General features: G+C 27.9%; 13 protein-coding genes and 3 pseudogenes. 5 read left to right on the top strand and 11 right to left on the bottom strand.

Annotated features, from left to right (window positions below; translation table 11 throughout):
* Positions 1-13: 13 nt before the first annotated feature.
* Both BB_RS02640 and BB_RS02635 read right to left on the bottom strand, forming a co-directional pair.
* Positions 14-802 carry a type III pantothenate kinase gene (locus BB_RS02640; RefSeq protein ID WP_020948753.1) on the bottom strand — a complete coding sequence of 263 codons (789 nt, stop codon included), beginning with the start codon at positions 800-802 and terminating at the stop codon, positions 14-16.
* Positions 795-2,618, bottom strand: coding sequence for a hypothetical protein (locus BB_RS02635; protein WP_010889760.1), 1,824 nt, complete (start codon positions 2,616-2,618; stop codon positions 795-797). Before BB_RS02635 ends, BB_RS02640 begins: the two co-directional genes overlap by 8 nt.
* Positions 2,619-2,721: 103 nt before the next feature.
* Here BB_RS02635 and BB_RS02630 point away from each other — a divergent pair, with 103 nt between their 5' ends.
* Positions 2,722-3,144, top strand: a complete 423-nt coding sequence (locus BB_RS02630; protein WP_002557113.1) for a hypothetical protein — start codon at positions 2,722-2,724, stop codon at positions 3,142-3,144.
* A gap of 22 nt (positions 3,145-3,166) precedes the next feature.
* Here the strand turns inward: BB_RS02630 and BB_RS02625 are convergent, their stop codons facing one another.
* Together BB_RS02625 and nadE are read right to left on the bottom strand one after the other, a co-directional pair.
* Positions 3,167-4,021, bottom strand: a complete 855-nt coding sequence (locus tag BB_RS02625) for an inositol monophosphatase family protein (protein ID WP_002658001.1) — start codon at positions 4,019-4,021, stop codon at positions 3,167-3,169.
* 694 nt (positions 4,022-4,715) lie between these two features.
* Positions 4,716-6,253, bottom strand: a pseudogene (nadE, locus tag BB_RS02620) (NAD(+) synthase).
* 376 nt (positions 6,254-6,629) lie between these two features.
* On the opposite strand from nadE, the gene grpE reads away from it, so the two are divergent.
* The 4 genes and pseudogenes from grpE (at position 6,630) to rlmB (ending at position 10,961) form a co-directional block, all read left to right on the top strand.
* On the top strand, positions 6,630-7,193 hold the full coding sequence (grpE, locus tag BB_RS02615; RefSeq protein ID WP_002557109.1) for a nucleotide exchange factor GrpE: 564 nt from the start codon (positions 6,630-6,632) through the stop codon (positions 7,191-7,193).
* Between the two features lie 23 nt (positions 7,194-7,216).
* Positions 7,217-9,124, top strand: a complete 1,908-nt coding sequence (gene dnaK / locus BB_RS02610; protein WP_002557108.1) for a molecular chaperone DnaK — start codon at positions 7,217-7,219, stop codon at positions 9,122-9,124.
* On the top strand, positions 9,124-10,218 hold the full coding sequence (dnaJ, locus tag BB_RS02605) for a molecular chaperone DnaJ (protein WP_002656231.1): 1,095 nt from the start codon (positions 9,124-9,126) through the stop codon (positions 10,216-10,218). Before dnaK ends, dnaJ begins: the two co-directional genes overlap by 1 nt.
* Before the next feature lies 1 nt (position 10,219).
* Positions 10,220-10,961: pseudogene (rlmB, locus tag BB_RS02600) on the top strand (23S rRNA (guanosine(2251)-2'-O)-methyltransferase RlmB).
* Between the two features lie 55 nt (positions 10,962-11,016).
* Here rlmB and trxB read toward each other — a convergent pair.
* The 7 genes and pseudogenes from trxB to der all read right to left on the bottom strand — a co-directional run bounded on the left by trxB (position 11,017) and on the right by der (position 25,096).
* Positions 11,017-11,997 carry a thioredoxin-disulfide reductase gene (trxB, locus tag BB_RS02595; RefSeq protein WP_002656440.1) on the bottom strand — a complete coding sequence of 327 codons (981 nt, stop codon included), beginning with the start codon at positions 11,995-11,997 and terminating at the stop codon, positions 11,017-11,019.
* Positions 11,998-12,067: 70 nt separating this feature from the next.
* Positions 12,068-13,768 carry a phenylalanine--tRNA ligase subunit beta gene (gene pheT, locus BB_RS02590; protein WP_010889759.1) on the bottom strand — a complete coding sequence of 567 codons (1,701 nt, stop codon included), beginning with the start codon at positions 13,766-13,768 and terminating at the stop codon, positions 12,068-12,070.
* Positions 13,746-15,317 carry a phenylalanine--tRNA ligase subunit alpha gene (gene pheS, locus BB_RS02585; RefSeq protein WP_002665337.1) on the bottom strand — a complete coding sequence of 524 codons (1,572 nt, stop codon included), beginning with the start codon at positions 15,315-15,317 and terminating at the stop codon, positions 13,746-13,748. The genes pheT and pheS overlap by 23 nt, the downstream gene beginning before the upstream one ends.
* An 11-nt stretch (positions 15,318-15,328) precedes the next feature.
* Positions 15,329-21,829: a SpiroCoCo family coiled-coil protein gene (locus BB_RS02580; protein ID WP_010889758.1), complete on the bottom strand. Its 6,501-nt coding sequence runs from the start codon at positions 21,827-21,829 to the stop codon at positions 15,329-15,331.
* Between the two features lie 19 nt (positions 21,830-21,848).
* Positions 21,849-22,542 (bottom strand): annotated as a pseudogene (locus BB_RS02575) (HAD family hydrolase).
* Positions 22,539-23,798 carry a hypothetical protein gene (locus BB_RS02570; protein ID WP_002657986.1) on the bottom strand — a complete coding sequence of 420 codons (1,260 nt, stop codon included), beginning with the start codon at positions 23,796-23,798 and terminating at the stop codon, positions 22,539-22,541. The pseudogene BB_RS02575 and the gene BB_RS02570 overlap by 4 nt, the downstream one beginning before the upstream one ends.
* Positions 23,795-25,096: a ribosome biogenesis GTPase Der gene (gene der / locus BB_RS02565; RefSeq protein ID WP_002657984.1), complete on the bottom strand. Its 1,302-nt coding sequence runs from the start codon at positions 25,094-25,096 to the stop codon at positions 23,795-23,797. The genes BB_RS02570 and der overlap by 4 nt, the downstream gene beginning before the upstream one ends.
* Positions 25,097-25,166 lie beyond the last annotated feature (70 nt).

Raw genomic sequence — 25,166 nt, 5'->3', positions numbered from 1 at the left:
AAAAACAAATATTTCAATTAACAAACTTAAAGTCAATAGAATTTCCTAAAATTCTAACGCCTTCTACAGTTAAATGAATATTAAAAATAAACTCTATCTCAATTAATGACAAAATTAGGTCCGCATTACCCCCAGTAATTATTAAATTAAATTTTTTTTTATACATCTGCTTAATATCACGATAAACACCTTCTATTAAATACTTATATTGATAAAATAAACCGCTGTTTACACTCCCAGATGTCGTTCTCTCTAAAAGATTATTTGGAGTGCTAATGGGGAATTTTTTGATAAGATAGGCATTATCTAATAAAGAATTAAAATTTATCAAAGGACCAGAATTTATAATACCACCGAGTATTCCATCTTGCCTGCTAACAGCAAAAATGGTGCAAGCAGTTCCAAGGTCTACTACTAAAACATTTTCAAATGAATAATTTTCAATGGCTGCAACAAGATTGGCAAAAACGTCTGAACCTAGCAAAAATTTATCGCTTTTGTAAGGATTAAATGTCAAATCATAATTCAAATCAAAACCAATAAACAAAGGCTTTATCTTAAAAAAAGAAAAAATGACATTTTTAAATGTTTCATTAAGAATAGGAACAACGCTGCTTATAAAAACTTTATTTACATTAAAATCAAAATTTTCTTCAAAAAAGCTATAAACCTCATCATACCTTAACATAAGATTTGTTTTCATTTTAATAAATAAATTAACTTGATTATCTTTAAATAAGGCAAAAGCAATGCTGGTATTTCCAATATCAATTATCAATTCTGATAATAAAGGTTTATTCATAAATATTTATTTTTTTTGCAATTTTGTCAAATCTCAATAAAAGATTAAAAGTTCTCTTTTTCTTGGGCGTTGCTTTAATAACCAAAATTTTGTTTAAAGGATAATACTTCCAACCATCAGAATATACGTAAAACTTATAATCTGTAAACCAATCAATTTCTCTAAATCTAACTAAAGTTGGATTTAAAATGTTTCCAAAAAATATATAGCTTGAATAATTAATCTCTTGATCAAAATCAATTGCAACTTTAGTATCAGTAATTTCACGATTTAAAACCCCAGAAGCAGCATATATCCACCTGATAGATCTATAGCTAGAAATAAAGATAAATTGGGGCATATATTGATTATCAATAATATCAGAATAATAGCTTTCATAAGGAATTCCTTTGGCATAATCACTCATTAAAGAATAATAAATTGCATTCAATGAAAGCTTTAATATTAAGCTATCTTTTAAATAAGATGCCATTCTTTTAAGAACCCCAGAAATCTTTAATGCATGCTCAACAACATCAGATGAATTAATATTATTATTTAAAATATACATTTTTCCTTCATCTGTAACGCCAAATAAAGTAAATACAAATTTATAAAGCTCCTTTTTAAAACTTAAATAAAAAGAATCGTCAACTCTAATCTTAAGAAAAGTAAGATAATTAGATAAAATGTTGTAGGCTTGGTTAAAATTAAAATTAGAACTTAATATTTTTTTAGGATCTTTGAGAAGATTTAAAGCACCATTTAATTTAGAACCGTTTTCTGATAAAAAAATTTTTTCCAAAAGACGAGGATCTTCCTTTAAATAAACCATAAGCCTGTCTTCTTCAAGAGAATCAATAAAAGTTTTATTCCTTGATAAATAAGAAAAAAATTTATCAAATTGATCTGAATTAGCGTAATAACATAAACTTAAATAAGTCAACTTATGTTCATTTTTGGCTAATAAAGAATCTAATTTTAAAAATATTGACTCGTGATCCCCTCTGATTAAAGATTCTGCTAAAAAACAAACCATTAAATTTTCATCAAAGCTATAAACACCGTATTTAAGCCATCCTCCCTTTGAAGCATTAAAATTAACAGAATTGTTCCAAGAATCATAAGCATTTTGTCTAAAATTGCTTAAAACATCATTAAAAATCTTATTATCCACCTCTTTAATTTTTGAATGCACAATAGAATAATCTAATACATTACTTTTATTAGTTTGGTTGCCCTCCATAATAGAATTTGGAATATTTTTCTTTGGTGAATCGATATAAATAGCATTGCCAATTCTAAATGCTGCTTGAGGAGAAATCAAAATATCTTTCTCTCTTATCTTTACATTTTCTCCTAAAAAGATTTTATATTCCAAATTCTCCCCTTGTCTTATTGAAATAGTAGGCTTATCTAATAAAACTCTATAATGATCTTCAACTTCATAACTTAACAAAAAGCTCTTAGAGAGATTTGATTCAATGCTAAAATTATTTTCCGAATCAAGCAAAAATCCGAGAAAAATATTATTCTCAAAATAAACATAAATACCCATGTCTTGCACTTTATAAGAGATGGGGAAAAGATTTAAACCAGTTTCTAAAACAACAAGTGGATTAAGCTTGGACAAAAATATCCTAAGTCCCCTAACATTAACAACCAGATCATTTAAAGTATATTCACTATTTAAAACCTTATTATTTACTTCTAATTTTATATCTTTTAAAAAAAATATATTTAAGTTTAAATTTCTAAATTGTAAAAAAATAACAACAAACAATATTAAAGCACCAAGCAATAAATTAAAAGCCCCTACCCTTAAAAACTCCTTCATATGATGATTCTAATCATAAAAAATCAAAATATCAATATTGATTGCATAAAAACAAAAAAAATAATAGAATTATAGGTTAGCTAGTTAAATAGGAGTAAAATATATGAAAATTCCTAAAAATTATATTCCAGGAACAAACCCTTACAAGTCTCTACCTAAAAAACCTATCATTGAAAACAAGAAAAAAATTACTAAAAAACAAGAACAAATTAATTCAGAAATCATGAAATCTCAAGAGCGTATTTTGAAGCTATATATGAGGCGCCTACAAAAAAAAGATCAAATAACTCTTCAAAATTTCATTCTAGAAGGACATAAAATAGGCTCCAAAATTTTCAATAATTTACCAAAAACACTAAAAGAAATAATAGCTTTAATGAATATAGAATCGTTAAAAGTGCTAAAGAAAAATACAAAAAATCCATTTAAAATGCTTTACATAAAATTTTCAAGCTGGACCTTAAACAAGCTAATCAAAACACTCGACATTGAATCTAATAACAACAAAACCGCAAAACATAAATAACAATTTTCAAGTTTTTTATACCTTACTTATTGATTTTTTTATTTGCATCTTTTCTTATAATGTCTATTGTTGATTTATTATCAGAATAAATAAAAAAATCTTTCAAGGACCATCTTTTATGATTATTAGGCTCTAAAATATACATTGAATCTAAGATATCTAATGTCATTTTATTACCACAATAAAATTCGCCAACCATGCCCAATTTATTACCAATAGCTAAACACGCTGCAATATCCCAAAGTCCTACAAAAGAAAAGTAGGCCTTATAAGAACCTGTAAAAAGTTTAGCAAAAGAATATACACAAGAACCATTAATATGAATATGAGAAGAAATATCAAGATTAAATAACCTTATAATAGACCTTGAAACTGCAAGTAAACTATGAATATTGTAACATTTAGAATTATCAAAAATAAATTTATTAAAATCCTTTTTTAAAGGATAGCTACCAATGTTTTTTTTAGCATAAAATACATTATCTTTAGAAGTAATAAAAAACTCTCCGCTTAAAGGAAGAGAAATGGCTCCTTCAATAATTTTGCCGCCACTAGCATACGCTAGCGATATTCCATATGAAGGAAGGCCTGCTGCAAAAGAAGAAGTTCCATCAATAGGATCAATAATAAAAGTACTCTCTGATATTAAAGCATCTTTGATATACTCTTCTTTATAAGTAGATATTGTCTCTTCTCCAAGAACAAAATTTCCAGGCTTTTTGATCTCTTTGAATAAGAATTGCTCAATTTGCTTATCAACCTGAGTTACAATAGACCCATCAGATTTAAAATCTAAAATTAATTTAGCACAACCACTTAATGCAAGCCTAGTTGATTCATTTAATAAAAATATAATTTTTTCAAAATCCCAATCCATTTTTATCTTAATTCTCTTATTAATAATAAATTCTAAAATTGAAAAATCATCTTTAAAAGCATTATACTTTGATAAATTAAATATTTTTCAATAAAGCACCTCTAAAAAATGCACCAAATTAGAATAACTTTTACTAAACATAGTATAAAAATCATAAATATCTATACTTACATTTTTTTATTTTCAATCTCAAAGATTCTATTAAATATCAAAAGCTAAGAAAATTTATCAAACACAAACTCTTTCTTCTAATAGAAATACATAAATCCCAATTAAAAACGATGTCCTTTGTTTAAGTGCCAAAATCCCATTAAATCCCATTAAAATTAAAAAACTGAAGTTAAAGCATTAGAACAAATCTCATTTTTATAATTTTTACATTCAAAATTCTATACAACAATGGAATACACATATCACTTATAAATTCAATAAATAATTATTGACATGATTTAACACTTAAAAAGGACTTGTGTTATTTAAGCTGTCACAACATAAAAATTAATAATATTAATACACTAAGAAATAAAAAAGCAGATCCTATACTATGACCAGATATGTCTATTAAACAGATTTAAAGGTATAAAAACTTAATTTTAACTTAAAAAGCTATTTTTCAATTTTTCCAGCAAAAAATATTATTAATAAAATTTAAAAAAAGAAAAGAATTTCAAAATCTCAAGCTCCAATCATAATTTCAAATTATATTATTTAAAATAGGCATTGAAAGCTCAAAACCAAAGGTTTTTTCAGAAACTTTAACTATAGGAGCTCCCTGTCTTCTTTTGTATTCATTTTTAAAATAAAGATTTAAAACTTTATCAACTATACCTTTTTCAAAATTAAGATAAATTGAATCTACAGATTCATTGCCAATCAAATATCTATTTAAAATAACATCAAGAACTTCATATTTTGGAAGATAATCACTATCTTTTTGATCAAACCTTAACTCAGCTGAAGGCTCCTTTAAAATAATATTAACAGGAATAATACATTGGTCAAATTTTGCATTAATATAATTTACAAGATCATAAACCTCAGTCTTAAAAAGATCTCCGATCAAAGCAAGCCCTCCGCAAGTATCCCCATAAAGGGTACAATAACCAACTGCAATTTCGCTTTTGTTACCAGTATTTAAAAGCAAAGAATTTTGAGAATTACTATAAGACATTAATAAAAGCCCTCTTAACCGAGCTTGCAAATTTTCTCCAGTAACACCTTTAATATCAAAATATCCTTCAAAAAATCTACTGCTTACCTGAAATAAATCTTTTATTGGCATTTCAATCAATTTAAAACCTAATTTTCTAGAAAGTTCTTTAGCATCAGAAATAGAACCTGCTGATGAAAATTTACTAGGCATAGAAATCCCAACAACATTCTCAGCGCCCAAAGCAAAACATGCAAGATACGCAATAAGAGCAGAATCAACACCCCCAGATACTCCCAAATGAACTTTGGAAAATCCTGAAAAAGAAACATATTTTCTTAAAACAAGAGATATTGCTAAAATAATTTTTTCAAAAAGCTCATTACATGTATCAAATTTTAAATCTTGAAATGTATCATTAGATATAAAATCAAATTCAAATCCTTTGGCTTGCTTTACCTTGCCAAAACTATTAATAAAAAAGCTACACCCATCATAAACTGCAGAATCTTCAACTCCATAAAAATTCGAATAAATAACATCTAGATTATTCTCAATAGCAACTCTTTGAAAGAATTTTAACCTAAGATTATTCTTCTCCTTAGTGAAGTAAGATTTGGACGGTATTATTAAATACTGTGCTTCTTTAAATCCTCGCCAAATTTGGGAATTACTTCTTTAAATAACAAAGCATCCTCAAAATTTAATACAGCAAATAAATTGTCCTTATACCTAAAAAACCCAGGCAAATTGCATTGTGATACAGTTAGAATAGCTTTATGATTACTGATGACAGAAATAACATCTACAAATTTACCACCCTCATAAACACTATGACCAAAAACAATTAAAGTGTTATCATTAACCTGTTCTTTCATAAATTCAATGAACTTACATATATTTTGAGAATATTTAGAAAGCCCAAAAAACTCACCATACTTAGTATTGCCTAAAAACATAGAAGGAAAAACTAAAACGTCTGATCCCCTTAGCAAAGCTTCATAATAATTAATTTTAAAATCAGCAATACATTTATCAAAATCTAAAGCTCTGTATTTTGCTTGAGCAATGCTTATTTTCATAGGTAAATAATAAGCAATAATACATTAAATTACAACAAAAAAATTAATAGCTTGGCAAAAATAATACTCACCCATATTTTAAAAATACCCTAATATTAAAGATGTCTAAAAGCACTAAAAACACAACAAAATCAAAAAATGATACCAAAAATATTCTTATAAATAAAAAAATAAAATTTTTTATTTTGACAAAAAAATACACACGAACATTTTACTAAATAACAATATGTATCAATATAACACTATTACTGAAAGCTTAAGAAAAATATACATCTTACAAATGCTCAAAATGAATCAATTTTATTAAATTTCAAGAAAGAAAAAAATTTGTAAAATATTTTTTTTAAAGATAAAATGCTTTATCAAAGGAGGAAAAATGGAAAAAAAAGAAACTAAAAGCGAATCTGAAAAAACCAACAAACAAGATAATAAAAATACAAAATCTCAAAAAAAAGAAAACTTAAATTTAGTAAATTCTGATAAAAAAATTGCTGAACTTGAAAATGAAATCTCCAATCTTAAAGATTTGTATTTAAGAAAACAAGCAGAATTTGAAAACTTCAGAAAAAGATTAGAAAAAGAAAAAGACAATTTTGTTAAATTTGCAAATGAAACCATAATGAAAGATGTCGTTAATTTTCTTGATAACTTAGAACGAGCTATTAACTCTTCAAAAAAATCTAAAGATTTTGATAACTTATTAACAGGAATCAGTATGATTGAAAATGAAATACTATCAATCTTTGATAAAAAATATAATTTAAAAAAATTTGGAGAAAATGGCGAGAACTTTGATCCAAGTCGTCATGAAGCAATAAGCATTGAAGAGAAAGAGGGTCTTAAAAATCCAGAAATAGTAGAAGTATACCAAAAAGGATATTGCTACAACGACAGAATATTAAGAACAGCGAAAGTTAAAGTTGCTCAAAGCAAAAATTAATTAGAAAAAAGGAGGTTTATAATATGGGCAAAATAATAGGTATTGACCTAGGAACAACAAACTCATGCGTAGCTATAATGGAGCATGGAAAACCAGTTGTAATACAAAATTCAGAAGGGGGAAGAACTACTCCATCTATTGTTGCTTACACAAATAAAGGCGAAAGACTTGTGGGGCAAGTTGCAAAAAACCAAATGGTTACAAACCCTGAAAACACAATTTATTCTATTAAAAGATTTATGGGAAGAAGATTTGAAGAGGTTGCAAGCGAAATAAAAATGGTTCCTTATAAAATAGAAAAAGGACTAAATGGCGATGCGCGAGTAAACATTTCAAATATAAAAAAGCAAATGTCACCGCCTGAGATCTCAGCAGCAACTCTTACAAAAATGAAAGAAACAGCAGAGGCTTATTTAGGTGAAAAAGTTACAGAGGCTGTTATCACAGTTCCTGCTTACTTTAATGATGCTCAAAGACAAGCCACAAAAGATGCTGGAAAAATAGCAGGTCTTGAGGTAAAAAGAATTGTTAACGAGCCAACTGCTGCTGCTCTTGCTTATGGAATTGAAAAAAAACACGAAGAGATCGTTGCTGTTTACGATCTTGGTGGGGGAACATTTGACATTTCAATATTGGAACTTGGAGATGGTGTTTTTGAAGTAAAGTCAACCAACGGAGACACACATCTTGGTGGTGACAATTTTGACGACGAAATAATAAAACATTTAATTTCAGAATTCAAAAAAGAAAGCGCTATTGATTTATCAAACGACAAAATGGCTCTTCAAAGACTCAAAGAAGCAGCTGAAAAAGCTAAAATAGAACTCTCAGGCGCTCAAGAAGCTTCAATAAATCTTCCATTTATTACAGCAGATGCAAATGGTCCAAAACACTTACAATATACTCTAACAAGAGCAAAATTCGAACAAATGGTAGACCACTTAGTTCAAAAAACAAAAGAACCATGCCTTAAGGCTATTAAAGATGCTGGGCTTAAAGCTTCTGATATTAATGAAGTAATACTTGTAGGTGGATCAACAAGAATTCCTGCTATTCAAAAAATTGTAAAAGATATATTTGGACAAGATCCTAACAAAGGAGTAAATCCAGATGAAGCTGTAGCAATTGGAGCTGCTATTCAGGGTGGCATTCTAACAGGAGAAACTAAAGACATGGTACTCCTTGACGTTACTCCACTCTCACTAGGAATAGAAACACTAGGCGGGGTTATGACTAAACTTATTGAACGAAACACCACAATTCCTACAAAAAAAAGTCAAGTATTCTCAACAGCTGCTGACAATCAAACCTCTGTTGATATTAAAGTCCTTCAAGGTGAACGTGAAATGGCAGCACAAAACAGAATACTTGGTAATTTTATACTTGATGGAATACCAGCAGCACCAAGAGGAGTGCCTCAAATTGAAGTTAGCTTTGACATTGATGCTAATGGAATAGTTCATGTGTCTGCAAAAGATATGGGAACGGGCAAAGAACAAAAAATTAGAATTGAATCATCATCAGGACTCTCTGAATCAGAAATAGATCGAATGGTAAAAGATGCAGAAGCTCATGCGGAAGAAGATAAAAAATTAAAAGAAAATATTGAAGCAAAAAATACAGCTAATTCTTTAATTTATCAAACAGAAAAATCATTAAAAGAATATTCTGAAAAAATTTCAAGCGAAGACAAAGAAGCTATTGAAAGTAAAATAAAAGAATTAAAAGAAAGTCTTGAAAAAGAAGACATTTCACTTATAAAATCTAGAACAGAAGAACTTCAAAAAGCTTCTTACAAAATAGCTGAGATGATGTATAAAGATTCTTCCCAGCAAAATGCAAACAGCCAACAAGAAAATGGCCCACAAAGCAATACAAGCGAAGAGGGTAAAGAGGCTGATTATGAGGTTGTTGACGAGGATAAAAAATAGTGAAAAAAGATTATTATGAAATTTTGGGGCTCTCAAAAGGAGCCTCAAAAGATGAGATAAAAAAAGCTTATAGAAAAATAGCAATTAAATATCACCCAGACAGAAATCAAGGGAATGAAGAAGCCGCCTCTATCTTTAAAGAAGCCACTCAGGCTTACGAAATTTTAATAGATGACAATAAAAAAGCTAAATACGACAGATTTGGGCATTCCGCTTTTGAAGGAGGAGGATTTGAAGGATTTTCAGGTGGATTTAGTGGATTTTCAGACATCTTTGAAGATTTTGGCGATATTTTTGATTCATTTTTCACTGGAAACAAAGGACAAGAAAGAAATAGAAAACACGCAAAAGGTGAAGACTTAGGATACAACATAGAAATATCTCTTGAAAATGCATACTTTGGGTACAAAAATAACATAAACATAACAAGACAAATGCTCTGTGATTCTTGTCTCGGGAAAAAATCCGAAAAAGGTACAAGTCCTTCGATATGTAACATGTGTAACGGCAGCGGAAGAGTAGTGCAAGGCGGAGGATTTTTCAGAGTTACAACAACATGTTCTAAATGTTACGGAGAAGGTAAAATAATATCAAACCCTTGTAAATCCTGTAAAGGAAAAGGAAGTCTTACAAAGCAAGAAACCATTCAATTAAACATTCCCCCAGGCATTGATAATAACCAACAAATAAAAATGAAAGGCAAGGGAAATGTTAATCCAGATAATCAAGAATATGGTGATCTTTATGTAAAAATATTGATAAGATCTCATAAAGTATTCAAAAGAAATGGTAAAGATCTCTATGCAATGCTTCCAATAAGCTTTACTCAAGCAGCGCTTGGAAAAGAAGTGAAAATAAAAACAATCGCTTCAAAAGAGATTAAAATACACATTCCAAAAGGAATAAACAATGAAGAACAAATTTTAATTAAAAATGCAGGGATGCCAATTCTTCAAACCGAAAAGTTTGGAAATTTAATATTAATCACCAAAATAAAAACACCTAAAAATTTAAATTCTAATGCTATTAAACTTTTTGAAAACTTGGGCAAAGAATTAAAAGATGGTGATGAAATAGATTTACTCAAAGCATAATATGTATATAACTCATGCCAATTCAATAATTGAAAGCATAAAAAATAACAAAGGATTTGAACTTTATATATCAAAAAAAAAGTCCAAAAACTAAAGAAATTGAACAGCTAGCTAAAACACAAAATATAAAAATAATAAGAATAAATACAAATGAACTTGACAAAATTCTTAAAAACAAAGACCACAGAGGATTTGCATTAAAATTAAAACTTGAAAAAAATAAAAATGTAAAAACACAAACCAAAGATTTTGAAAACTTACTAGAAACATTTAAAAAAAAAGAAAATGCTTTCATTTTACTTCTAGATGAAATAGAAGATCCCCAAAACTTTGGAGCAATCCTTAGAACAGCAGAACAGTTTAGTATAGATCTTGTAATTACTACTCAAAAACGCAGCGCAAAAGACAATTCAACAGTTTTGCGCACTAGCTCTGGCGCAAGTCAATATGTAAAAAAAATGACAGTGACAAACATAAACAACACAATAAATCTTTTAAAAAACTATGGCTTTTGGATATATACTGGTGATATTAAAGGACAAGATATAAACAAAATCAAAATAAACGATAAAAAAATTGCACTTATTTTAGGAAATGAAGGAAAAGGTGTACATAAGCTAATAAAAGAAAATTCTGATTTTTTAATAAGGATACCAACCAGCGGAAAAATAGACTCACTTAATGTCTCTGTATCTACAGGCATTTTAATTTTTGAAATCAAAAGACAATTAAATCTACTCTAAAGCATTAAATTATATAAAAACTTCATTTAAAAAAACAAAAACATCTTAATAAAAACTATTTTAAAAAATTTCCTAACTCAACAGATGCAATAAACCCCTCAGCAGCAGCAGTAATGGCTTGAGCATAAAGTTTATTGCTAACATCTCCACATGAAAAAACACCATCAACGCTTGTTTTAACAACATCTTTAGTGACAATAAATCCCTCTTCGTCCAAATCCAAAAATCCCTTTAAAAATTCTGTATTTGGCTTATAGCCAACAGCCATAAATACAGCACTCACTTCTAATTCATAAACAACATTATCTTTTTTATTAAAAATCTTAACCGAAGAAACAGAAGATTTACCATCTACTTCTATGGCTTCTGAATTATACAAAATTTCAATATTAGGTAACTTAGCAACACTATCTCTTAACATAGCAATAGCTCTAAGATTATTTTTTCTTACAATAAGATAAACCTTGTCCACCAATTTGCTTAAATAAATTGATTCTGAAAGGGCAGTGTTGCCTCCACCAATTACTGCAACCCTTTTCCCTTTAAAAAGATGTCCATCACAAATAGCACAAACAGAAATACCTTTATTCCAAAATAAACCCGAATTTTTAAGAGTTTCAAGTTTTTTGGGTTTTGATCCCACAGCAATAATAACAGCTTTACTTTTATAAATATAATTTTCTGTATAAAGGTAAAAAATATTACCCTTCCTTTTTATAGAAAAAACGGTTTCGGGAAAAGTTTTAGCCCCAAGATTTACTACTTGCTCCCTCATATTTAACATCAAATTTCTACCACTTATTCCATTTTTAAAGCCAGGATAATTGTAAACTTCTGTGGTTGTAGTAAGCTGTCCCCCGGGTTCAGGACCTTCCAAAATAGCAGCCTTATAATTACTCATAACAGAATAAATCCCAGCTGTTAGTCCAGCCGGGCCAGATCCTACAATTATTACATCTTCAATAAAATCTACCTCTTTTTGAGATAGATTTTTCTTCTTGGTTAGATTTATATCAATAGTTTCAAATTCCAACATATCTAAACTTCAGGCCTCTCTTAAAAATTTGAATATTAATCTTAACATTGCTAAAACTAATATTCAATGCTTAAGATCGACTCATAAGTTTGTTTATATTAACCTCAAAAACAGAACATGGAATAAAAATACCAAAATTATTTAACACATAAGGTGAAATTTCGCCAAAACCACCTATATTAAAACCTTCAATTACAATATCCGCTCCCCTGCCATTAATATAAAAAGTGGTTTTTGATTCTATTAAATTAATCTCAATATTTAAATAATAAAAAAGTGTTGCAACAATTGAATTAATCTCATTAAAAGAAATTTCTTTACCAGACATTAAAAAAGCTAAATTAGTAAAAGTACTTGTTCCTTCGGTAGTATCCAGATTCTTTAAAGCCACCTTGCCAATTTCAAAAATTTTATGTGGATAGGGAAAATTAGAACTAACACTTTCTGATTTTAATAAATTAGGAATTATTGATGCTCTAATATATTCATAATTCTCTGTCATTGGATTAGATACTTTTAAAAAATTTTGATCATTAATATTCATTCTGTCAATAAAATCTTTCTTAGAACCCATATAATTATAAATCATCTCTTGAAATCCCATACCCACCATTAAATTTCTAACATTCCTTGAAAACTCTTCTAAAGGACTAAGCCTTCCCACTGCAAAAGCCTTGGGAAGCTCCGGATTAAAACTTGAAAGACCCTCCCCTATCATTACATCTTCAATTACATCAACCTCATGAAGAAAATCGTTTCTATAAAAAGGTGGAACAATATAATTCTTAAAATCTTTGGAATAAGAATTTACTCCCATTTTTTTTAAACTAAGGCAAATACGCTCTAATGTTAAATTGCTTCCAAGCAGTCTATTAATATTTTCAACATTAAACTCCACTTCTTCTTGAAAATAATAAGGACATACCAATTCTTTAAAATCTAAATTAAAAGGCTCTCTAAACACAGTTTTTACGGGCAAAATTTCAAAACCCATATCATAAAAATCACAGGCTGCTATAGATAACGCTAACAAAGTTGCTTCAAAATCAATACCTGTAACCTCAACAAATAAATCAGTATCACCAACCTTTAAAGATCCAATATTGTTAGAATTAATTATTGGAGGATAAGAGACTACATTATTATTATCATCTAATAATAACGGAAACTTATCAAAATTTTTAATAATATGTGAATATTCCAATCCTTTGGGATGCTTTTCATTTATCTCTAAAAGAGAAAGCTCATAATCCATTCCAAAGGGAACAAACTTGTGATTAGGAGATGAGGCAATATAACTTATTGGGAATTTAATAAAATTAGAATTATACATCCCCATTGCAATTCTTCTTCTCTTTTGTCCATAATTCTGACAAAGTTTTTCTTGAAATTGAATTAGTGTCTCAAGCATTTTATCATTAATAATCAATCCTTTTGCTAAAAATCCAAAAATAAACGGTCTGATTTGAGACATTTTGCCATCAACTAAAATTTCACCATAAAACTTCTTAAAATCTCCCTTTTTTGAAAAAAAATCATAATAGGGCATTTCTCCAAAAAAATACGTTTTTATCTGACGAGCAAGTCCTAAATAAGACCACAAATCTGGCCTATTTGTATCATTAAATTCTATTTTGATTTTTCCCGAACTCTCATCAAACCCATCAAATTCTGCCTTAAATGGTTCAAGTAATTCTGAAATCTCTAAATTTGTAAAATTTTTTCCTATTTTATCTAAAAAAAGATTTTTATAAATTTCTAACTTTGGCATCTATCTTTCCTCGTCTTAAAATAACATCACCAATATCATAAGTAAATAGATCTCTCAAATCATTTAGACCTAAGTGCATTAAAGCCATTCTATCTATTCCAATTCCCCAAGCAATAACAGGCAGATCAATGCCTAAAGGCTTTGTAACTTCTGGTCTAAAAATTCCACTTCCTCCAAGTTCAAACCAACCAAGAACAGGATGCTTTACATGTATCTCAATCGAAGGTTCAGTAAAGGGAAAATATGCGGGAACATATTTAATTTCTGTAGCGCCCGCAAGCTCTTTGGCAAAAATTTCAAGAAGGCCTAGCAAAGTTTTAATGCTAACACCATCCTCAATAACAATCCCTTCGGTTTGATAAAAATCTACTCCGTGAGTTGCATCTACTTGATCATACCTAAAACATCTAATAACTCCAAAATATCTGCTTGGATTTTTGGCATTAATTAATTGTTTTGCAGAAAGAACGGTACCATGGGTTCTTAAAACCAATCTCTTAGAGAGATCTTCACTAAAACTATATCTCCAGCCTCTTGAACCTGTTGCATATCCTGTTTCATGGGCTAATTTTACATTAGAAAAATAAGGCTCTGGCAAAGATTCTTGCATGCTAGGATCTGAAATGTAATAAACATCTTTAATATCACGAGAAGGATGAAATTGGGGCATAAAAAGAGCATCGTTGTTAAAAAATTCTGTTTCTACCAAAGGACCATCAAACTCTTGAAAGCCAAGACCTACTAATTTATCTTTAATTTTAGAAATATAATCTAAATAAGAATTGGCACGCCCAATAAAAGTCTTAGCTGATGGAATATGAATATTGTAAGCTCTAAATTTTTTGTTCTCATACGTTTTATTTTTTAAAATTTCGGGAGTAAGCTTAGTAAGCTCATCTCCAGTCAATTTGCTTTTCATTAAAAAATTTTTAACTTCCAATCCAAAACTAGATAATCTAAACTTTAAATCAAGTTTTTCTATTATTTTAAAAAATACAGAGTCTGCTCCTTTTTTCTTAGCAAAATTTGATATTAATAAAAGCTCTTCGGTTGTCAAACTTTCTCTAAGAAGATCGCTATTTTTTGCTCTTTCCAACAAAACACGTACTTTTTGATAATTAGTCTCTGTGCCATCTAAACAATTTATAATAATCTGTTTATCTAAATCAAGAGAAAGAATGCCCTCTTTTAACAAATTACCAAAGGCTTTTCTTACTTCTTTAACATCAATATCAAGCTCTAAGGCTAAATTTGAAGCCAACACTGCCTTTTGAGATACTAAATTTATTATTTTTTCTTCAACAAAACCATCTCTTAAAGCACCAAGACCCCTTTCTGTTGCTTTATAAAATACATTTAATTTCCTATAAATCTCTTCAATAATCCCTTTAGAATTTAACCATTCAATTGTTTTATTTGCTTGACCTTCATTAAACCCCAATTTTTCAATAATAATTGAAGCAGAAATATCATCCTCTTCTTCATTATTTACAATTACTTTTATCTCAAGAGGGTGCAATGTTTTTATTAAATTTAAATCTGCCTTCATAAATATAACCTTCAATCACCTTTATTACTTATACCAAGCTCTAAAATAAGCTCAACTTCCCCAATAGATAATTTGGTAGCTCTAGAAATTTCTTCAGCACTCCATCCCTGCCTCATTAATTTTATTACAGAATTCCTAACAGTTTCATTATTAAGACCAACATTATCTTGATATTTAGAATCAGTTTTGACAAGAATACCAAGAGTTTTTATTCTCTCTTCTGCTGCAATATTTAAATTCTCCAACCTTGTCTCAGATTTCACCACCCTCTCTCTCATAGTCAAAGTATTTTTCAACTTATTTTCAATATCTAATAGCATTTCCTTTAAATTTTGAGCATTAATCAACACTTCTTCTGACAACCCTTTGTTTAATAAGAGACTTGAAACAACATTTTCCATATCCTTGAGATTGTCTTGAATCTTAGCACTCTCTTTGCTTAAATTATTAAATCTTTTCTCCACTTCATTTATTAAATCAAAATTTTTATCAACAGACTCTATAGTACTCTTTAATATGCTCTCTTTATTGCTAATTCTTTCATAATTATCAAGAATAGTTCTCTGCTCGTCAGCTATCTCTTTTATTTTAGCTTTATATATCTGCATTTCATCATAAGATTCAATTAAACTCTTATATCTACTATCAAATGAAGAGTAAAATTCAAAAAATCTATTAAAATCATTTTTAATAGATTTAATTGATTCTTGTTCTAACTTTAGCTCATTAAAAATTTCAATAATACCCAATGTTTCTTTTTGAATATTATAAAATTCTTTGTTAACGTTTTCAAAATTATTTTTATATTCCTGAGCAAGCCCTATCTCATTTTTTAAAGTTTCCCATAATTTTTCCAACTTGTCCTTAAGAGAATAAGCCTCCAAAAATATTGAATTATTCTTTTCAAGTTCAGAATCTAATTTTTTAAAATTTTCAATTTGATTTTCGATTTGAAAATTTATTTTATCATAACTATCTTCAAATTCTGCTCTCAAATCAGATTTGTATTCAACTAAATTGTCTTTAATCTCACTAATAAATTTGTTAAATTGAACATCACAATTTAATATTTTAGATTCAAGTTCTAAAATATTATTATCAACTTCTTTTAATAATTCTTTATGATTTTTCTTAAATTCAACCTCAAATTTATCAATTTGTTCTTGCAAACCACTCTTTATGGTTTCAATCTCTGATGTTGAATGTTTTAAACTTTTTTTAAGCTCATCTTCAAGTAAGCCGAGATCTGATTTTATAGATTTAGAAAACGAATTATATTCATTCTCAATTGATGTCTCAATATTATTTCTGTATAAACTAATTTTCTCAGAAAATTCTGAAATATTTTTATTAATTAATTCAATTTGCCCTTCAAAGCTTTCTTTATCACTAGAAATTACATCAACCATTTCCCGCCTTACTTTATCAAGATTAGAAGACAAGGTTGTAAATTCATGCTCTAATTTCTGATTAAGCTCAAAGATCTTATCTTCAAGATCCTTTTGCTGAGTTAAAAATTTCACTTCTGCTTGAATTAAGATGTCTTCTGTTTTTTTATTAACCTTTTCATCTATCTTTTCTAATTTAAAATCAACAAATTTTTCAAGATCTAAAACTTTAAGATTTAATGATTCGCCAATATTTTTAAAATCAAGATGAACTGATTGTTCAATTTTTTTAGCCTCGTTTTGCAAATTGCTAAAAATCTCCTCAGCCTTAATCTCAAAACCATCTTTAAAAGATTCTAAACCAATCTTAACATTAAAAATATCATTCTCAAATGATTTAATTCCAAGCTCAGCAAGATTTATTCTCTTCTCTATTGTGCTATAAGATTTTTCTTGCCAATCTTTTACATCATCTTTAATATTCAAAAACCAAGAATCAATAATACTTTGCTTATTATTTACAAAATCAACAAATTCATCTACTTTTCCGGTAATATTGGTTTCCATTAAAGCTATCTCGCTCTGCATATCTTTTTTTTTAGAAGAAAATTCTTTAGTAAAATCTAAATAAAAATTCTCTTTATCATCTTTCATTTTTTGTTCAATATCTAAACGGAAACTTTGAATAAGTTCTGTTTTGTTTTCCAAATTTTTAGACAAATCATATTCTAAATTTTGAATTTTATCATTATATGAGGCAATAAAGTTTTCTAAAGAATATTTAAGCTCTTCGCCTCTAATTTTTAAATCTTTAAAAAAGTCTTCTTCTAATAATTTAAGATGTGATGAAACATTGTGATAAGACTCTTCTTTTAATCTAATAACATCCTTTTCAACATTATTTAAATCAGATTCAAGATTTTTAAGATTTTTCAGTTGAGATTCAAGTTCAAAAATCATCTCTTTATTTGAACTCTTAAACTCTTCACTTAAAGTTGCAATATAAGAATTTAATCTCTCTGAAAACTCATCGTACATATCAGCATACTTTTTCTCAAGTCCATCATATTGACTTAAAGCTAAATTATCAATGGCTTTAATTTTGTTGTCAATTTTATTCTCTAAATTTAATTGCCCTTCATTACACCTTTCTTCAAGTTCAATATACTTAAGATTAAAATCATTAGCTATTTTATCAATACACCCACTCACCTTATCATTTAAATTTTTCTCTATGCTATCAAAAGTACTCTCAATCGATTTTAAAGAATCAATTCTCTTGTGAATTTCATTTTCATACTTTACAATGTCATCATCAATCAAGGTATTTACCTTTTTTATACAAACATCAAAATGATTTTTTATATTCTCTTCAACACCTGCCTTAATCTCTCCAAATTGAGAATTTATAAAACCGTAACAATCTTTAATTTTATCTTGCAATTCTTTTTCAAATTCTAAAATATCTTTTGATCTTTGCTCTATTATCTCAAAATTTTGATCCATTTCAGAAATCTTAATTTGCAAATTTTCATCATTACTTGTAAGTGTTTTATAGATTTCATCTCTAATTTTTGAAATAGCTCCCTCGCTTTCAATTAAAAATGTAGAATATCTCTCTTCAAAATTACTCTCAATAAGTTTAAATCTTTCCTTATAAAGATCGTTTAAAAACTCAGACTTACTCTCAATATTATTTTTAAGCTCATTTGTTATCTCCCCAAATCTCTCTTTTGCTTGCATAATATCGTTATCAATCGTTCTTCTATAATCAATTGCTTCTTCTAATCTAGATTTATAATACTGTTCGATCTCTTTAACAAGCTTGTTAATTTTTGCTTCTCCATCATCTGTTAAATCTTTAACTTTCAATTCAAATTTTTCAACTTGATATTTTGATACATCAAAAGATTCCTTAAGTTTTTGAAGATTTTCATCCATACCTTTACTAAGACTATCTATTCTATCTGTCAATCTTCTGCTTAGATTTTCAATCTCATGCATTATTTCATTTTCAAGTTTACTAGAAATATTCTCTGAATACCCCCTATAATTAGATATCACCTCATTGTATTTTCCATTAATTTCTTTGTTTATATCATTAAACTTCACATTAAGAGAATCAAGAGTAATATCTATGTTAGCCTGAAAAGAAGCAATATCGGTTCTTTTGTCCTGCAATAAACTATCAACCTCTTTAACAAATTCCTCTGAATTATTTAAAACCGCAGCAAATTTTTTTGATAAATTTTCTTCAAGTTCTCTAGTCTCTTTATTAAAATGGTTCATTATGTCTTGCAAAAGCTCATCAGAGTATATGGCACCTTGATTTCTAAACTCATCTATTTTCTCAAGATAATAACTCTCAAGGCTTTCTATAGAAAATTTAAGCTCTTTAATTTTTGTAGTCACCTCAGAATCTATTAAATCCAGATCAACTTTACCTGAAGACAATAAATTTTCAATTTTAACAGTTATTTCATTTAATTTACTTTGCCAATCACTAAGCTTGCTATCTACTTCATTGTTAATTGAATCTTTCCTGTTTAAAATATCTTTAGAAATTCTATCTAAAAAATCATCAATTTGCTTTTGATTATCCGATTTTATATTAGAGACAATTTGTAGTTTTGACTCAATAAATTCATTAAGATCAGACTTAAAATTATTTAAAATATCTTCTGATTCAATCTTGAAATCTTTTAATTTATAATCACATTCTTCAATCTTGCTTATAACAAAATTATTCTTATCATCAAATTTTTTATTCAAATCCTCAAGCATAAACACGCTTTTATCTTTAATTATTTCTGTTTGTCTATTAATAAACTCTTTAATTCCTAATATAGCCTCATCACTTTGTGAATATGACATATCTTTTAATTCTTTGTATTTTTCTATCACTAAACTCTCAATATCGCCTGTTTTTAATAAAACATATTCCATTCTATCGTTAACATCTTTTTCTAAACTTTCTATTTTTAAAGTAGCAGATGAAAGTAGCTCTTCACTAGAAACCTTAATATCAAGCAAAGATTTATTTAAAGCAATAAGCTCATCTTTCCAACTGCCATGCATATCAATAGCTTTTTTTTGAATATGATCTGACAGATCATTAAAAACGCTCTCACTAAGCTCTATTCCTTTGTCTTTTTGAATCTGAATTAAACTTAAAAATTCTTCATTTGTTTTATTTATTTGAGATTCAATATTCTTTAAATTAGAATCCATTTCACCTTGCCACTTTGAATATTGAAGCTTGCTTTCTTCTAGCTGAGTAACAAAAATATTTACCTCATCGTAATAACGATCCCTAAACTCTACTATATTTTTACCAATTTCATCTTTAATATTAATTAAACTAGTATTAAAATCTACCTTTAAAGTCTCTTGGGTTTTTTCAAACATATTATAAAAAGATTCAATTTCATTTTCTAATTTTTTGTTTAAATCTTGAAATTCTTGATAATTATTAGTCGCCTCTTGAGAGAGTGTCTCAAATTTCTCACCATACATTAAAGAAAATTCATCCATTCCTGCTGTTAATTTATCTGTAAAGCTCTTATATTTAGATTCCATTTGATTTTCAAATTTAGAGCTGCTAGAATCCAAAGATTCAAAAAGAGCTGTGTACTTGGCATTTATATTATCATTTAAATTTGAGTAATTATTATTAAACCTACCATTAATTTCTTCAAAATTAGAAATCAAATTATCATTAAGCTTAATAAGCTTTTCTTGAATATTTGAATCAACATCTAAGAGTTGGGATTCTAACTGCATCTTAAGTTGATTAATATCACCTTTAAAACTTTCACTAAAAACTTCAATATCTGCCCCAAACTTACCTTTAAATTCAAGATATATTCCATTAGAATCATCTTCAAGCCTCTTTATAAAATCAATAGCACCAGACTGAACACTTTCCATTTTAGAATTCAAATCTAACAAACTAAGCTCTACCCTTTCTCTAATGTTATTATCAACTTGACTTATTTTATCTTCATAATCCTCATAAATATTTTTAAGATTCAACTCAACTTGAGATCTAAATTTATCAAAAACATCATCAACTTGCTCTTCATACTTTCCCATCTCTATTCGCATTGACTCCTCAAGTGAATTAATTCTTGAATAAACATTGTCTTTAAAGGAAGAACTCATAGAAGAAATTTCATTGTCCACCAAAACCAATTTATCTTCAAGCTTATCTTTAATTTCCTTAGAGCGATCATCAACATATACTAAGATATCCTTAAATTTATTTTGCAATTCTTCATTCAGTCTATTTAAAATAAAATCTTCTTTTTCATTAATTTTATTCTTCACACTCTCCATAATAAGCTCTATAGAATTTTCTATTAACTTATATTTGTTTTCATAAAAATTAAAAGAACTTTCAATCTCTTTGCTGTATTTGCCAATATTAAATTCGACCTTTTCAAGAAAATCGCTAAATTCTAAATCTAATTTCTCATTACCCTTAACTAAAATATCATTTTTTCTCTCTTCAATATTTGCTAAATCTTTTTCATAAAGACTAATCTCTTTATTTAAATTATCTATTTTAAAAACAAGTTCCTTAATATTAGTGTCAAACTTTTCCCAACTAGCAATTTTAATAGACTCGAGATTTTCTTTATTAGCCTTGTCAAATTTTTCTAACACTGAATTCAAATTTGATTCAACCGAATCAATCTGAGTATTAAATCCTTTTAAAGTTTTTGAAAGTTTATCTACTATTTTCCCATCAACTTGCAATCTTTGTATATTCTCTTGAACTTTAAAAGTCATTTCATCAAGATCCTTAAGCATAGAATCATGATAGGCTATCTTTTTTTCAACCTCTGCAAAATCATTGCTTTTATTTTTAATCTTTTGCTGAACTTCCTCAATCTTTTTTATTATTTCTATACTAGATCTTTGATAAGCTTCCATATCAACAGCAAGATCATTAATCTCTTTTGTCTTATCTTCAATAAAATCTTCAAGATTAACCTTTGTAAGATCAACGAACTTTTTAATTTTATCTAATGCTCTAGAACGTTTATCGTATTGCCTATAAACAAATAAAACTATTGAAACCAAAAAAAGGTTAACTAAAATAGTCGCAAAATCTATCATAAAATATTTTACCCATATTCTATATATTCAAACGTATATATTCTCTTAAGTCTTTATAATCATGAAAAATAAAGTCAATCATTCCCTTGTAATTTATATTCTTTTTTGTTGAAAAAAAAGCTGCTTTCATTGAAACATTTCTAGCACCTAAAATGTCATATTCATAAGAATTCCCTACATACAAAATATTATTACTCCTTAAATTTAAATCCTCAATAACTTTTAAAAAAGGTGCTTTATGGGGCTTTAAATATCCAGTATCTTCTGAAGAATAAAGAATATCCCAAAAACTGTCTTGAATGCCCAATAAATTTTTGACACGACCTAAAATAGGAAAGTCTGACATTACACCTAATTTTATTCCCTTGAATTTAAGCCAATAGATTAAATCTTGCAACTCCAAGATATGGCTTGAGTTTTTTAAACTTATCGCTAAAAATTTGACTATAATATATTTTATTTAACAAAAAAGCACACCGATTCTCATCAAGGATTTAAATACTCAGAAAGCATTTTGAACCTGCAAGGTAAAAGAGTTCATCCCTATTTGAGGGTGAAAATTGATTGCTTTGTAAAATTCGTATTTTTTTCCTAATCTGTTTAAAAGCTAAAAAAAACTTAACATTAGTTAAAAATTCAAAAAACATTAGCTTATTTCTATCCGCCTCAGGATACAAGGTGCCATCTAAATCAAATACTACAGCTTTAATCATGATGATTGATTATTTGCCTTTATAGGTATAGGCACTATTGGTAAATTTTCAGGAACTTTAACTCTAACTAAATGAATATAAGATTTTGGATATCTTTTCTGGAGAGACTTGATTGAAGTTTCAGCATTAACTTCGTTAACAGAAACCCTAAAAATCCTATTTTCATCAAGAAATGGAAGAAACAAAACAACATGTTTATGAAGCACCATGCTTGATAAATTGTTAACACCCGTGCTAATAGATCCTAAATAAATATATCCAGGCTCATCTAAAGCCAGACTATATAATAAAAACTCTAAATTTTCAATTTTATAACCACGATTGTCAATATAATCAAAAAACTTAATATTATTGACATCATTTTCCTTGATTTTAGATAAATTTAAATCTACATTAATATTATTTATCCTATAAGCAATATTACGAATCCAATCAAGACCAAAAAAAGGATCCTTATTAAATTCCTGACTTCTAGTAAAACCACTGCCTCTAACGCCAATATGTCTAAGCTTAAGATCATCAATTTTTAAAAGTCTTCCCGTCATTGATTTATAAATCGAATCCGCTACCCATTTAACAAATCCTGAGCAATTAAACCCTACAGGATCTTTTTGCAACAGCCCAGTTTCTATATGCACCATTTTACCATATTCATTCATTGCACCATCAGCAACCTCAGCAATGGGAAAAGATCTAAGAGATTTTCTTAAACTAATTACCATATTAGAAATATTTTTATAAATATCAAAATATTCAGGAATAAAATATCTAAAATCAACAACCTTGCCAATATAATTTATTATATTGGCAAGAGAAATTACCGCAATGTCTTCAATCTTAAAGGGCAATTTAACGTCTTTATAAATCAAAGTATTTACTAAATAAAAATCAGCAATAGAAGAAAATTTTGAAGACTTTATTCTAATAAACGTATCCCCTCTGTTTATAAAAAATATTTTTATCTGCTCAATACCCTCTTTGCCCACTTTAATCACGTAAGACCCTGGAAAAATATAACCTACATTCTTTTTTTTATTAAAAAAAGAATAATAAACATACTCAGAAGAAATTTCACTTGAAACTTCAATGTAACAATCTTCTGTAATAAAATGTTTTATTGGGCTTATTTTTTTTTGCGCATAGCTTGAATTAAAATATTTTAAATATTTAGTCCTTACATCAAAATCATAAAAAAAACTCTCAAGCGCAAAAAGATTTAGACTCTTAAATATTAAGAATAAAAATATATATCTCACTTTAAATCTCTTATTTTTTCCTTTAATTCTACTAAAATTGGAATATTTTTATATCCAATTTTACGCAAATTATTTACTAAATAATTATAGTAAGAATTTGGAAAATTCTTTATTTTATTTGCAAAAAGAATAAACTTAACAGGATTAGTACTAACTTGTGTAATATATTTGATTTTATGAGAAATATTTAAATGATAATCTTTGATCCATAAATTTAACATTTTATTTAGATCTGGAGTACTGGTTTTAAGCTCAAGCTGATCTTTTAACTTAAAAGATTCTTTAAAAAGAGAATCTAAACCTATCCTTTTATGAACAGAAATTCTAAATATAGGAGCAAAATTTAAAATAGGAAAAAAAAACTTCACATGGCTCTTTAAGGCTTCAAAATAACCTTTAGACTCATCCACAAGATCCCATTTGCTAAACACAATAACAATTCCTTTCCCCTTTTTAGTAACATAATGAGCAATTTTTTTATCCTGAGAAGTCAATTTTTCTTGAACATCAATCAATAAAAACACAATATCTACCATGTCAATTACTTTTAGGGCCCTATTAACAGAATAATATTCAACAATTTCATTTACTCTTGCCCTTCGCCTTATCCCAGCTGTATCAACAACCTCAAAAACTTTCCCATTTCTAGTAAACTTAGTTTTAATAAAATCTCTAGTAGTACCAGGTTGATCAGAAACAATTGCAATTTCATTTCCAGATAAATAATTAATAAGGGTAGATTTGCCTGAATTAGGCTTGCCTATAATCCCAACCTTAATATCAGCGCCACTCTCAATGCCAACTTCACCAACTTCTACTTTTAAAAAATCTCTAAGCTTAGTAATGCCTCGACAATGGGCTGCACTAACCAGAAAATAGCGCTTGAATCCTAAATTATGAAATTCGTGAGCTAAACATTCCTTATCCTTAGTATCTACTTTGTTTAAAACCAAAACCACCTTACTACTATATTTTCTCAGTCTTTCAATAATCTGATAATCTTCAAGTAAAATTTCATTAATATCTAAAACCAATAAAATTAAATCAACTTTTTCTAAAGAGCTTAAAACCTTTTGCACAACAATTTTGCTAATCTCATCTTTCAAGATAGTAAACCCACCAGTATCGATTAATTTAAACTTAAAAGAATCAACCTTACAAACTTCTTCAACTAAATCTCTAGTAACACCGTAAGTACTCTCAGTAATACTTCTTTTTGTATCTAAAATTCGATTAAATAAAGCAGATTTACCAACATTTGGTCTACCAACAATAAGAACCTTTTTATAACTAAGCAAAGCAAATACACCTCTTTATTTATTCCGATATTTCCATTATAATAGCAAATATTAGTATTTATGCCAATTA

It is taken from the genome of Borreliella burgdorferi B31 (assembly GCF_000008685.2).
GTDB classification, from domain to species: Bacteria; Spirochaetota; Spirochaetia; order Borreliales; family Borreliaceae; genus Borreliella; species Borreliella burgdorferi.
This window is presented reverse-complemented; position numbering and strand designations above follow the sequence as displayed.

Excerpts from the sequence above, each read along its gene's own strand:
- BB_RS02640 (WP_020948753.1), bottom strand. The coding sequence starts at position 802 with ATGAATAAACCTTTATTATCAGAATTGATAATTGATATTGGAAATACC.
- BB_RS02635 (WP_010889760.1), bottom strand. The coding sequence starts at position 2,618 with ATGAAGGAGTTTTTAAGGGTAGGGGCTTTTAATTTATTGCTTGGTGCT.
- BB_RS02630 (WP_002557113.1), top strand. The coding sequence starts at position 2,722 with ATGAAAATTCCTAAAAATTATATTCCAGGAACAAACCCTTACAAGTCT.
- BB_RS02625 (WP_002658001.1), bottom strand. The coding sequence starts at position 4,021 with ATGGATTGGGATTTTGAAAAAATTATATTTTTATTAAATGAATCAACT.
- grpE (WP_002557109.1), top strand. The coding sequence starts at position 6,630 with ATGGAAAAAAAAGAAACTAAAAGCGAATCTGAAAAAACCAACAAACAA.
- dnaK (WP_002557108.1), top strand. The coding sequence starts at position 7,217 with ATGGGCAAAATAATAGGTATTGACCTAGGAACAACAAACTCATGCGTA.
- trxB (WP_002656440.1), bottom strand. The coding sequence starts at position 11,997 with ATGTTGGAATTTGAAACTATTGATATAAATCTAACCAAGAAGAAAAAT.
- pheT (WP_010889759.1), bottom strand. The coding sequence starts at position 13,768 with ATGCCAAAGTTAGAAATTTATAAAAATCTTTTTTTAGATAAAATAGGA.
- pheS (WP_002665337.1), bottom strand. The coding sequence starts at position 15,317 with ATGAAGGCAGATTTAAATTTAATAAAAACATTGCACCCTCTTGAGATA.
- BB_RS02580 (WP_010889758.1), bottom strand. The coding sequence starts at position 21,829 with ATGATAGATTTTGCGACTATTTTAGTTAACCTTTTTTTGGTTTCAATA.